The sequence below is a fragment of the Pantoea sp. CFSAN033090 genome (genome assembly GCF_001264395.1).
GTDB classification, from domain to species: Bacteria; Pseudomonadota; Gammaproteobacteria; order Enterobacterales; family Enterobacteriaceae; genus Pantoea; species Pantoea agglomerans.
Map to the genome: position 1 here is coordinate 139,817 of NZ_LGYX01000003.1, position 13,164 is coordinate 152,980.

8 protein-coding genes are annotated in these 13,164 nt (G+C 57.5%); 7 read left to right on the forward strand and 1 reads right to left on the reverse strand.

All coding sequences use genetic code 11. The features are described from left to right. Position 1 precedes the first annotated feature (1 nt). Positions 2–1,342, forward strand: a complete 1,341-nt coding sequence (gene gntU / locus AFL22_RS03085; RefSeq protein ID WP_052270773.1) for a gluconate transporter — start codon at positions 2–4, stop codon at positions 1,340–1,342. 50 nt (positions 1,343–1,392) lie between these two features. Here the strand turns inward: gntU and AFL22_RS03090 are convergent, their stop codons facing one another. Further along, complete coding sequence (locus tag AFL22_RS03090) at positions 1,393–1,986, reverse strand: YhgN family NAAT transporter (protein WP_003853054.1); 594 nt, start codon at positions 1,984–1,986, stop codon at positions 1,393–1,395. A 217-nt stretch (positions 1,987–2,203) separates the two neighbouring features. Between AFL22_RS03090 and asd the strand changes: the two genes are divergently transcribed. The 6 genes from asd (at position 2,204) to glgP (ending at position 13,103) form a co-directional block, all read left to right on the forward strand. After that, on the forward strand, positions 2,204–3,313 hold the full coding sequence (gene asd / locus AFL22_RS03095; RefSeq protein WP_052270774.1) for an aspartate-semialdehyde dehydrogenase: 1,110 nt from the start codon (positions 2,204–2,206) through the stop codon (positions 3,311–3,313). A 360-nt stretch (positions 3,314–3,673) separates the two neighbouring features. Further along, a complete protein-coding gene (gene glgB, locus AFL22_RS03100; protein ID WP_033780976.1) occupies positions 3,674–5,857 on the forward strand; it encodes a 1,4-alpha-glucan branching enzyme in 2,184 nt (727 codons plus the stop codon). Continuing rightward, positions 5,854–7,836 carry a glycogen debranching protein GlgX gene (glgX, locus tag AFL22_RS03105; RefSeq protein ID WP_052270775.1) on the forward strand — a complete coding sequence of 661 codons (1,983 nt, stop codon included), beginning with the start codon at positions 5,854–5,856 and terminating at the stop codon, positions 7,834–7,836. The genes glgB and glgX overlap by 4 nt, the downstream gene beginning before the upstream one ends. 10 nt (positions 7,837–7,846) lie before the next feature. After that, positions 7,847–9,139 (forward strand): glucose-1-phosphate adenylyltransferase, encoded by a 1,293-nt coding sequence (glgC, locus tag AFL22_RS03110; RefSeq protein WP_010253246.1) that lies wholly within the window; start codon positions 7,847–7,849, stop codon positions 9,137–9,139. A 63-nt stretch (positions 9,140–9,202) separates the two neighbouring features. Beyond that, positions 9,203–10,636 (forward strand): glycogen synthase GlgA, encoded by a 1,434-nt coding sequence (glgA, locus tag AFL22_RS03115; RefSeq protein WP_010253243.1) that lies wholly within the window; start codon positions 9,203–9,205, stop codon positions 10,634–10,636. A 19-nt stretch (positions 10,637–10,655) separates the two neighbouring features. Then, positions 10,656–13,103 carry a glycogen phosphorylase gene (glgP, locus tag AFL22_RS03120; protein WP_010253240.1) on the forward strand — a complete coding sequence of 816 codons (2,448 nt, stop codon included), beginning with the start codon at positions 10,656–10,658 and terminating at the stop codon, positions 13,101–13,103. Positions 13,104–13,164: the final 61 nt, after the last annotated feature.

Consider the following 13,164-nt stretch of genomic DNA (forward strand, 5'->3'; position numbering starts at 1 on the left):
GATGAATACCGCAACACTCGTTTTGACCGCAGCGGGCTCCGTCCTGCTGCTGCTTTTCCTGGTGATGAAGGCCCGTATGCACGCCTTCGTCGCATTGATGTTAGTGTCCATCGGTGCCGGGCTGTTCTCCGGCATGCCACTGAATCAAATCGCTGAAACCATGCAGAAGGGGATGGGCGGCACGCTCGGCTTCCTCGCGATTGTGGTCGCGCTGGGCGCGATGTTCGGCAAAATCCTGCATGAAACCGGCGCAGTTGATCAGATCGCCATCCGGATGCTGAAAACCTTTGGTCAGAGCCGTGCCCATTACGCGATGGGCATTGCCGGTCTGATCTGCGCGCTGCCGCTCTTTTTTGAGGTGGCAGTCGTGCTGTTGATCAGCATCGCTTTTGCGGTGGCACGGCGTACCGGCGGCAATCTGGTGAAGCTGGTGATCCCGCTGTTTGCCGGTGTGGCCGCAGCGGCGGCGTTTCTGCTGCCCGGACCGGCCCCGATGCTGCTGGCCTCGCAGATGCACGCAGACTTTGGCTGGATGATCCTGCTGGGTCTCTGTGCGGCGATCCCGGGCATGCTGATTGCCGGGCCAATGTTTGGCAACTTCATTGGCAACCACGTCTCGTTCAGCGCGCCGCCGGAAGATCATCAACCGGATGTCGATGAGAGCAAGCTGCCGTCGTTTGGCTTCAGCCTCTCACTGATTCTGTTTCCGCTGGTGCTGGTTGGCCTGAAAACCATCGGCGCACGCTTCACGACCGAAGGCACCACCCTGTATGAGTGGCTGGAATTTATCGGCCATCCTTTCACCGCAATCCTGCTGGCGCTGCTGGTGGCGATTTATGGCCTGGCTTACCGTCAGGGTATGGATAAAGAGCGGGTAATGCAGGTGTGTGGCAGCGCGCTGCAACCGGCCGGTATTATCCTGCTGGTGATTGGCGCGGGCGGCGTGTTTAAGCAGGTGCTGGTAGACTCCGGCGTGGGTCCGGTGCTGGGCAATGCGCTGACCGGCGCAGGACTGCCGATTGCGCTGGCCTGCTTTATCCTGTCAGGTGCGGTGCGGGTGATTCAGGGATCGGCGACGGTCGCCTGTCTGACTACGGTAGGCTTAATCATGCCGGTGATTGAACCGCTGCACTACAGCGGCGCTCAGCTGGCGGCGCTGTCGATCTGCATCGGCGGTGGCTCAATCATTATCAGCCATGTGAACGATGCTGGGTTCTGGCTGTTTGGTCGCTTCACCGGGGCCAGCGAAGCGGAAACGCTGAAGACCTGGACACTGATGGAAACCATTCTCGGTACCGTTGGTGCGGTGGTCGGAATGATCGCCTTCACACTACTCTCTTAATCATGTCGGTTCTGCGCTTCCCTGGCTTCATGGGAAGCGCAGACACTCTCCTACAGCTTCAGATAAGCCCGAATGCCGTCCAGGAACATCTGAGTTGCCAGCATAATCAGTATTAATCCCATCAGCCGCTCCAGCGCATTCACGCCTTTGTCGCCCAGCAGCCGCAGGAACAGACCTGACATCAGCAGAATACCCACCGTCACGCCCCAGGCGATCAGCAGCGCGCCGACCAGGTGCGACATCTGATGCGGATATTGATGCGACAGCAGCATCAGCGTCGCCAGCAGCGATGGCCCGGCTACCAGTGGGATCGCCAGTGGCACCAGGAAGGGCTCTTCACCCGCCGGTAAACCAGAACTGCTGCTTTCCGCCGACGGGAAAATCATCTTAATGGCGATAAGAAACAGGATGATCCCGCCGGAAATCGACACCGTTTCAGTACGCAGATTCAAAAATGCCAGGATGCGTTCACCGGTAAACAGGAACAGCAGCATGATGATCAGAGCAATCAACATTTCACGGATCAGCACCACTCGCCGCCGTTTCGGCTCCAGATGCTTTAAAACCGACATAAAAATCGGCAGATTGCCCAGCGGATCCATAATTAACAACAATAATATTGTCGCTGAAATCATTTCAGTCATCGGTTTTACGCCATGTTGTTCACGAAAAAGCGGAGTTATTAGTTACGCTGCTGAAAAAGTTAGCGTAATCGAATTAATTCACTTGCTACCCGGCCTGCATTTTGTAGAGTGAAGGGACACAGGTAAATCTTATTATTACGCAGAGCGGCGTGAAAATAGCACGCCGCTCTCTCCTCTGAAATGAAAAGCAGGTGTAACTGCCTTAGACGGACACGACATGAAGAATGTAGGTTTTGTTGGTTGGCGCGGTATGGTCGGCTCCGTGCTGATGTCCCGCATGAGTGAAGAGCGTGATTTTGATGCAATCAATCCGGTCTTCTTCTCGACGTCGCAGCATGGTCAGGCGGCACCCACATTTGCGGGCAAACAGCAGGGCATACTGCAGGATGCGTTTGATATTGAGGCGCTTCAGGCGCTTGATATCATTATTACCTGCCAGGGTGGCGACTACACCAGTGAAGTCTATCCAAAGCTGCGCGCCAGCGGCTGGCAGGGATACTGGATTGATGCGGCCTCCACGCTGCGCATGAAAGATGATGCCATCATCATCCTCGATCCGGTCAACCATGCGGTGATTCGCCAGGGTATCGACAGTGGGATCAAAACCTTTGTCGGCGGTAACTGTACCGTCAGCCTGATGCTGATGTCTCTGGGCGGCCTGTTTGCTCAGGACCTGGTGGAGTGGGCTTCGGTTGCCACCTATCAGGCGGCCTCTGGCGGCGGCGCGCGCCACATGCGTGAACTGCTGACCCAGATGGGCATGCTGCACGATCACGTTGCGCCAGCGCTGCAGAACCCGGCCTCCGCCATCCTCGACATCGAGCGTAGCGTGACCGACTTCACCCGTTCCGGCACCCTGCCGACCGATAACTTCGGCGTGCCGCTGGCGGGCAGCCTGATCCCGTGGATCGACAAACAGCTGGAAAACGGTCAGAGCCGAGAAGAGTGGAAAGGCCAGGCGGAAACCAACAAGATCCTCGCCACCCGTAACGTCATTCCGGTGGATGGATTGTGCGTGCGCGTCGGGGCACTGCGCTGCCACAGCCAGGCCTTTACGCTGAAGCTGAAACGCGACCTGCCGCTGGCTGAAATTGAGCAGCTGCTGGCCTCTCATAATGAGTGGGTCAAAGTGGTGCCGAATGACCGCGAACTGACGATGCGTGAACTGACGCCTGCCGCTGTCACCGGTACGCTGACCACGCCGGTTGGCCGGTTGCGTAAACTGAATATGGGGCCGGAATATCTCTCCGCCTTCACGGTGGGCGACCAGCTGTTATGGGGCGCAGCCGAACCGCTACGTCGCATGCTGCGGTTGTTAACCAGCTAAACAGAAAACATCGCCAAAGGCCGGATTTATCCGGCCTTTTTTGTTTTTGTCGTACACGAAACAATCTGCCGTTTCGCTTACTCAGTGATCAACTTCCCTTTTTTGCCGGTCGGTAAAGATTATTTTGCTTTAGTCCATGGCAAGTGCCGTGACCAAGCTATGATTTAACCATGATGTGCCACAGGTAACTCTTGTGCTTTCCGGATTAAATGGTTGTGGTACACGGCAAAAACACTTTTCCCACGGAATGGCCTGACTTCTTTGTCGTTGTACGTATGGCTCAATGAAGAGCAGCGCAGGTGAACCGCGACAGGCTGTGTCGCGTTCATTTCGGCTGCCAATTATCACAGGAAGAAAGTCATGTCAGAGCTTCCCGATCGCGATGCGATCAATGCCCTGTTTGCGGGTAATTATGCCGACCCTTTTTCGTTACTAGGGATGCACCGAACTCAGCAAGGCCTTGAAGTCAGGGCATTGCTCCCCGAAGCGCTTGAAGTGTGGGTCATTGAAACCTCCACCGGGCGCAAACTGGCTCAGCTGGTGTGTGAAGATGCACGTGGCTTTTTCAGTGGCGTTATTCCACGCCGCAAAAACCCGTTCCGCTATCAGCTGGCGGTGAACTGGCACGGCCAGCAAAACCTGATAGACGATGCCTATCGCTTTGGCCCGCTGCTGCAGGAGATGGATCTGTGGCTGCTGGCGGAAGGGACACACCTGCGCCCTTATGAGACGCTGGGCGCGCACGGCGACGTCATCGATGGCGTCTTCGGCACCCGCTTCTGCGTCTGGGCACCCAACGCCCGTCGCGTGTCAGTGGTTGGCGATTTCAACTTCTGGGATGGCCGCCGTCATCCGATGCGTCTGCGTCAGGAACTGGGCATCTGGGAGCTGTTTGTACCGGGCGCGGTCAACGGCCAGCTCTACAAGTATGAAATCATCGACGCCAATGGCGAACTGCGCATCAAAGCGGACCCGTACGCGTTTGAGGCGCAGATGCGTCCGCAAACTGCGTCGATGATCTGTGGTCTGCCAGAGCCGGTTGAGATGAAAGCAGAGCGCAAGGCGGCCAACGCCTTTGACGCGCCGATCTCCATCTATGAAGTGCATCTGGGCTCCTGGCGTCGTCACACCGACAACAACTTCTGGCTGAGCTACAAAGAGCTGGCTGAACAGCTGGTGCCCTACGTCAAAGAGATGGGCTTTACCCATATCGAACTGCTGCCGATCAACGAACATCCGTTTGATGGCAGCTGGGGCTATCAGCCGCTGGGCATGTATGCGCCGACCCGACGTTTTGGTACCCGTGACGAGTTCCGCGCCTTCATTGACGCCGCCCATGAAGCGGGCCTCAACGTGCTGCTCGACTGGGTGCCGGGCCACTTCCCCAGCGACGATTTCGGTCTGGCAAGATACGACGGCACCGAGCTCTATGAGCACAGCGACCCGCGTGAAGGCTTTCACCAGGACTGGAATACCCTGATCTACAACTTTGGTCGCCGGGAAGTGAGCAACTACCTGTCGGGCAACGCGCTCTACTGGACGGAGCGCTTTGGCATTGATGGCCTGCGTGTGGATGCGGTGGCGTCGATGATCTACCGCGACTACAGCCGCAGCGAAGGGGAATGGGTGCCGAATCAGTATGGCGGCCGTGAGAACCTGGAAGCGATTGAGTTTCTGCGTCACACCAACCGTACGCTCGGCACCGTGGCATCCGGTTCGGTGACCATGGCCGAAGAGTCGACAGACTATCCTGGCGTGACGCGTCCCACCGAAGACGGCGGGCTGGGTTTCTGGTTCAAATGGAATCTGGGCTGGATGCACGACACACTCGACTACATGAAGGTCGATCCCATCTACCGTAAGCACCATCACGATCTGATGAGCTTCGGCATGATGTACAACTACACCGAAAACTTTGTGCTGCCGCTGTCGCATGACGAAGTGGTGCACGGTAAGCGCTCGATTCTCGATCGTATGCCGGGCGATGCATGGCAGAAGTTCGCCAACCTGCGTGCTTACTACGGCTGGATGTGGGGCTTCCCCGGCAAGAAACTGCTGTTTATGGGCAATGAATTTGCCCAGGGTCGCGAGTGGAACCACGACGTCAGCCTTGACTGGCATCTGCTGGAAGGGGACGACAACTGGCACCACGGCGTTCACCGTCTGGTGCGCGATCTCAACCACACCTATCAGTACTACACGCCGCTGCATCAGCTCGACTTCGATCCGGCAGGCTTTGAGTGGCTGGTGGTAAACGATGCGGAACACTCCGTCTTCGCCTTTGTCCGTCGTGACCGTGAAGGCAACGAAGTGATCGTGGTCAGTAACTTTACGCCGGTGCCGCGTCCGGGCTATCGCTTTGGCGTTAACCAGCCTGGCTACTGGCGTGAAGTGCTGAATACCGATCAGCATGAGTATCACGGCAGCGACGTGCGCAACCATCGGGTGCATACCGATGAGCAGGAGAGCCACGGGCGACCGCAGTCGCTGAGTCTCAATCTGCCGCCGCTGGCAACGGTATGGCTGGTGCGGGAGGCTGAATGACCATCACTGCCGGAGATCCCGAACCGCTGGGTGCCAGTTACGATGGCAAAGGCGTTAACTTCACCCTGTTCTCACAGCATGCCGGGCGCGTAGAGCTCTGCCTGTTTGATGAGCAGGGCGCAGAACAGCGTCTTGACCTGCCTGGCCGCAGCGGGGATATCTGGCATGGTTATGTTCCGGCGTTAAAACCGGGACAGCGCTACGGCTACCGGGTGCATGGTCCCTGGGCACCGCAGCAGGGACACCGTTTTAATCCGGCGAAGCTGCTGGTTGATCCCTGCGCCCGCGCGGTTGAGGGCGATGTACCGGATGACCCGCTGTTTCATGGCGGCGAGGCGCAGCCCGATCCGCATGACAACGCGGCGATTGCGCCGAAGTCACGGGTAGTCGCGGAGGATTTTGACTGGCAGGACGACGTCGCACCGGGTATTCCCTGGGGTAACACGGTGATTTACGAAGCCCACGTGCGCGGCCTGACGCAGCAGCATCCGGAAATTCCGGAAACGCTGCGCGGGACTTACGCGGCGCTCGGTCATCCTGTTATGGTGAATTACCTGCGCAGTCTGGGGATTACCACCCTTGAGCTGCTGCCGGTGGCGCACTTCGCCAGCGAGCCGCGACTGCTGCAGCTCGGCCTCAGCAACTACTGGGGCTATAACCCCTTTGCGCTCTGGGCGGTGGATCCCCGTTACGCCTCCGGTCAGCCGGGCGTGACGCCGTTGCAGGAGTTTCAGCAGGCGGTCAAAAACCTGCACGCCGCGGGTATCGAAGTGCTGCTGGATGTGGTGTTCAACCACACCGCTGAACTGGATGAGATTGGCCCGACGCTCTCTATGCGCGGCATCGACAACGCCAGCTACTACTGGCTCGATGAGCAGGGCGATTATCAGAACTGGACCGGCTGCGGCAACACGCTGAATATTCATCATCCGCAGGTGATGACGTGGGCTTTAGAGGCGCTGCGCTACTGGGTGCGGGTCTGCCACGTCGACGGCTTCCGCTTTGACCTCGCGCCGGTGCTGGGCCGCACACCGGATTACCAGCGTGATGCGCCATTTTTTGAGGCGATACGCGCCTGTCCGCTGCTCTCTCAGGTCAAGCTGATTGCTGAACCCTGGGATATCGGCCCTGACGGCTATCAGGTTGGTCGTTTTCCGCCGCCGTTTGCCGAATGGAACGATCAGTTTCGCGACACCGCGCGACGTTACTGGCTGCACGGCGACATAAGCAACGGCGAGTTCGTCCGTCGCTTTGCCGCCTCCAGCGATCTCTACCAGCATGATGACCGGTCGCCACACGCCACGGTTAACCTGATCACCGCCCACGACGGCTTTACGCTGTGGGATGTGGTGAGCTTCGAACGTAAACACAACGAAGCGAACGGGGAAGATAACCGTGATGGTCACGGCGATAACTACAGCCACAACCACGGCAAAGAGGGGCTGAACGTCAGCTTCGACGTGATTGAACGTCGCCGTCGCAGCGTGCGGGCACTGCTGACGACGCTGCTGCTGTCACAGGGCACGCCGATGCTGCTGGCAGGCGATGAGCGCGGCCACACCCAGCGCGGCAATAACAACGCCTACTGTCAGGACAACGCCCTGAGCTGGCTTGACTGGCAGGCGGATGAGAAGGGATTAGTCGGATTCACCGCTGCACTGATCGAGCTGCGCCAGCGCATTCCGGCGCTGACCGCAGATCGCTGGTGGCAGGACGGTGACGGCAATGTGCAGTGGCTCAATGCCGGTGGCCAGCCACTGCAACACGATGAATGGGCACAGGGGATGCACAGATTGCAGATCCTGCTGTCCGGCCGCTGGTTAATAACAATAAACGCCACGGATACGGTGAATGACATCGTGTTACCAGACGGAGAATGGCGCGCCCTTCCTCCTTTCGCCGGGGACGACAACCCCATCCTGCTAACTGTCTGGCATGGTCCCGCACACGGTGTGTGCGTGTTCCAAAAGCAATCATAAGGAGTCAGACATGGTTAAGTTAGATAGAACAGATCACCTGATGCTGGCCCGCCAGCTCCCTACACAGACGGTTGCTCTGATCCTCGCCGGCGGACGCGGCACGCGCCTGGTCGATTTAACGGCCAAACGTGCCAAACCGGCGGTGCATTTCGGCGGCAAGTTCCGCATTATCGACTTTGCCCTCTCCAACTGCGTCAACTCCGGTATCCGACGGATTGGCGTGATTACTCAGTATCAGTCTCATACCCTGACTCAGCACATCCAGCGTGGCTGGTCGATCTTCAATGAAGAGATGAATGAGTTTGTCGATTTGCTGCCAGCGCAGCAGCGATTTTCGACCGAACAGTGGTATCGCGGGACGGCCGATGCCGTGACGCAAAACCTTGATGTGATTCGCCGCTATCAGGCGCAGTACATCGTGATCCTCGCCGGGGACCACATTTATAAGATGGATTACTCACGCATGCTGCTGGATCACGTGGTCAACGAGGCGAAATGTACCATCGCCTGTTTACCGGTGCCGGTGCATGAAGCCACGGCGTTTGGCGTGATGGCGGTGGACGAAGAGAACATGGTGATCGATTTCGTGGAGAAACCCGCGAAACCGCCCACCATGCCGGGTGATGACACCCAGGCGCTCGCCAGCATGGGGATCTACGTTTTCAATGCAGACTATCTCTATGAACTGCTGGAAGAGGATCTGCAGACGCCAGGCTCTAACCACGACTTCGGCAAAGATATCCTGCCGAAAATCGTGGCAAGCGGCGAAGGCTATGCGCACTCCTTCGCGCTCTCCTGCGTACAGAACGATGACAATGCGCCGCCTTACTGGCGCGACGTCGGGACGCTGGAAGCCTACTGGCGCGCCAATCTCGACCTGGCATCGGTGATGCCTGAACTCGATATGTATGACGTCACCTGGCCGATTCGTACCCACATGGAGCCGCTGCCGCCTGCCAAATTTGTTCAGGATCGTTCCGGCAGTCACGGGATGACTATGAACTCGCTGGTCTCGGGGGGCTGCATCATCTCCGGTTCAGTGGTGGTCAATTCGGTGCTGTTCCCGCGGGTACGCGTTAACTCTTTTTGCAATATAGATTCAACTGTACTGCTGCCTGATGTGGTAGTGGGCCGATCGTGTCGTCTGCGTCGCTGCGTCATTGATCGTGCCTGCGAGTTACCGGAAGGCATGGTCATTGGCGAAAACCCGGATGAAGACAGTCGCCGGTTTCACCGTTCGGATGAAGGCATCGTACTGGTAACCCGCGCCATGCTGGCCAGGCTGGCCAAAGCGGGGCTGTAAGCGATAAGCGAAACTTACGCAATCGGCACGCGGAGCGTGTCGGATAACTTAATGAGGTCGAGGATGCAGGTTTTACATGTCTGTTCGGAACTTTTCCCGCTGCTAAAAACGGGCGGACTGGCTGATGTAGTCGGGGCATTACCTCAGGCACAAATTGCGGGCGGCACGGATACGCGGGTACTACTGCCCGCTTTTCCCGCATTGCGCAAAGGCATACCTGATCTCCAGGTCGTGACAGAGCGAGAAACATTTGCCGGTCATGTACGTCTGCTATTTGGTGAATTTAACGGTGTGGGCATCTACTTGATTGATGCTCCCGGCCTCTACGATCGTCCGGGTAGTCCCTACCATGACGAATCGCAGTTTGCGTATGTCGACAACTATCTGCGCTTTGCGCTGCTGGGTTGGGTCGGCTGTGAACTGGCGTGCGGCATGGACGCGATGTGGCGTCCCGATATTGTGCATGCCCATGACTGGCACGCAGGCCTGACCTGCGCCTATCTGGAAGCGCGTGGTCGTCCGGCTAAATCGGTCTTCACCGTGCACAACCTAGCGTATCAGGGGCTGTTCATGGCGCACCACATGGAAGAGATTGGCCTGCCATGGTCGTTCTTTAACATGCATGGACTGGAGTTCTTCGGTCAGATCTCCTTCCTGAAAGCGGGACTTTTTTACGCCGACCATATCACGGCGGTCAGCCCGACTTACGCCCATGAAATTACTTCTGCGGAATATGCTTACGGCATGGAAACCCTGCTGGCACAGCGGATGCGTGAAGGCCGTCTTAGCGGCATTCTCAACGGCGTTGATCCCTCTATCTGGGATCCGGCGCACGATCTGCTGCTCAGCGCGCGTTATAACCGCGACACGCTGGAAGCGAAAGCGGAGAACAAACGTCAGCTGCAGGTGGCGATGGGGCTGAAGGTGGATGATAAAGCGCCGGTGTTCTGCGTGATCAGCCGTCTGACCAAACAGAAAGGGCTGGACCTGGTGCTGGAGGCGCTGCCCGGCTTGCTGGCGCAGGGCGGTCAACTGGTGCTGCTGGGCCAGGGCGATGCTGAACTGCAGCAGGGCTTCCTGGCGGCGGCGGCAGAGCATCCGGGCAGCGTTGGCGTGCAGATCGGCTATCACGAAGCGTTCTCACACCGCATTGTCGGCGGCGCGGACGTGATTGTGGTGCCGAGTCGCTTTGAGCCCTGCGGTCTGACACAACTTTATGGCCTCAAGTATGGTACGTTGCCGTTAGTGCGCCGCACCGGCGGGCTGGCCGATACCGTGAATGACAGCTCACTGGAGAATCTGGCCGACGGCATCGCCAGTGGATTCAGTTTTGAAGATGCCAACGCCTGGTCACTGCTTCGGGCTATCCGGCGCGCGTTTGTGTTGTGGTCCCGTCCTTCGCTCTGGCGCTATGTTCAGCGCCAGGCAATGGCGATGGACTTTAGCTGGCAGGTGGCAGCACAAGCCTACCGTGATCTCTACCAACGTTTGATGTAACGGATTGGGAAAACTGGATATGAATGCACCTTTCACTTACGCCTCACCAACGTTGACGGTTGATGCCTTAAAGCATTCGATTGCCTATAAATTGATGTTTACCATCGGCAAAGATCCCTCTATCGCCAATAAGCATGAGTGGCTTAACGCCTCGCTGCTGGCGGTGCGCGACCGGATGGTGGAGCGCTGGCTGCGTTCCAGCCGTGCTCAGCTTTCTCAGGATGTCCGGCAGGTCTATTACCTGTCGATGGAGTTCCTGATGGGCCGCACGCTGGGCAATGCGCTGCTGGCGATGGGGATTTATGACGATCTCAACCAGGCGCTGGATGAGATGGGTCTTGATCTGGCCGAGCTGATGGAAGAGGAGAACGATCCGGGGCTGGGCAACGGCGGTCTGGGTCGCCTGGCGGCTTGTTTCCTCGACTCGCTGGCGACGCTGGGCATGCCGGGCCGTGGGTATGGCATCCGGTATGACTACGGCATGTTCAAACAGAACATTGTGGAAGGTGAGCAGAAAGAGTCGCCGGATTACTGGCTTGAATATGGTAATCCGTGGGAATTCCAGCGTTTCAATACCCGTTACAAAGTGCGCTTTGGTGGCCGCGTCCAGCACGAAGGCGCGAAAGTGCGCTGGCTGGAGACCGAAGAGATCCTGGCGATGGCCTATGACCAGATCATTCCGGGCTTTGACACCGACGCTACCAACACCTTACGGCTGTGGGGCGCGCAGGCCAGCAACGAAATCAACCTCGGCAAGTTCAACCAGGGCGACTACTTTGCGGCGGTGGAAGATAAAAACCACTCCGAGAACGTGTCGCGCGTGCTCTATCCGGATGACTCGACCTACTCAGGCCGTGAACTGCGCCTGCGTCAGGAATATTTCCTGGTCTCCGCGACGGTGCAGGACATTCTGAATCGTCACTGGCGGATGCATCAGACCTGGGATAACCTGGCGGATAAAATCGCTATTCACCTGAATGATACCCATCCGGTGCTGGCGATCCCCGAACTGATGCGCCTGCTGATCGACGATCATAAATTCAGCTGGGACAACGCTTTTGACGTCTGCTGTCAGGTCTTCTCCTACACCAACCATACGCTGATGACCGAAGCGCTGGAAACCTGGCCGGTCGATATGATCGGCAAGATCCTGCCGCGTCACCTCAGCATTATTTTTGAAATTAACGACTTCTTCCTTAAGACCATTCAGGATCACTATCCCGATGACCTGGATCTGCTGTCGCGCATTTCGATCATCGATGAAAACGATGGCCGCCGGATACGCATGGGCTGGCTGGCGGTGGTGGTCAGCCACAAAGTAAACGGCGTTTCGGAGCTGCACTCCAACCTGATGGTACAGTCGCTGTTTGCCGATTTCTCCCGCCTGTTCCCTGGCCGCTTCTGTAACAAAACCAATGGCGTCACTCCGCGCCGCTGGCTGGCGCTGGCGAACCCGGCGCTGTCAGAGGTGCTGGATGAGGAGATTGGCCGCAACTGGCGCACCGATCTCAGCCAGCTGGGCGAGCTGAAGGCGCAGATCGACTATCCGGCGTTTATTGAAAAAGTGGCGGTCGCCAAGTATCAGAACAAGCGTCGGCTGGCCGACTGGGTGGCGAAGAATCTGGACGTGGTGCTCGACCCGAACGCGCTGTTTGATGTGCAGATCAAGCGCATTCACGAGTACAAACGCCAGCTGCTCAACGTGCTGCATGTGATCACCCGATACAACCGTATCAAGGCCGATCCGCAGGCGGATTGGGTGCCACGCGTCAATATCTTTGCCGGTAAAGCGGCGTCGGCCTATTACGTTGCCAAGCACATCATTCATCTGATCAACGATGTCGCCAATGTGATCAACAACGATCCGCAGGTGAAGAACAAACTGAAGGTGGTCTTCATCCCGAACTACAGCGTGAGCCTGGCGCAGATCATTATTCCGGCGGCCGATCTCTCTGAGCAGATCTCTACCGCAGGGACAGAGGCGTCCGGCACCAGTAATATGAAGTTTGCGCTGAATGGCGCGCTGACCATCGGTACGCTGGATGGGGCCAACGTTGAAATGCTGGATCACGTCGGTGAAGAGAACATCTTCATTTTCGGTAATACCACGCCGCAGGTCGAAGCCCTGCGTAAAGGGGGCTATAACCCGCGTGACTATTATGAAAAGGATGAAGAGCTGCATCAGGTGCTGACTCAGATTGCTTCCGGTCTGTTCAGTCCGCAGGATCCGGGCCGCTACCGCAATCTGTTCGATTCACTGGTCAACTTCGGCGATCACTACCAGTTGCTGGCGGATTATCGCAGCTATGTGGATACCCAGGATAAAGTGGATGCGCTCTACCGTAAACCGGATGAGTGGCAACGCCGCGCGGCTAAAAACATCGCCGGAATGGGCTACTTCTCGTCGGACCGTACGATTCAGGAGTACGCTGATGAGATCTGGAATATCTCGCCAGTAAGGTTGTAAGGCGCGTGCAGTCAGGTTTCTGACTTTCTATGCGGCCGAGGGATCGGCCGCACTCTCCTGT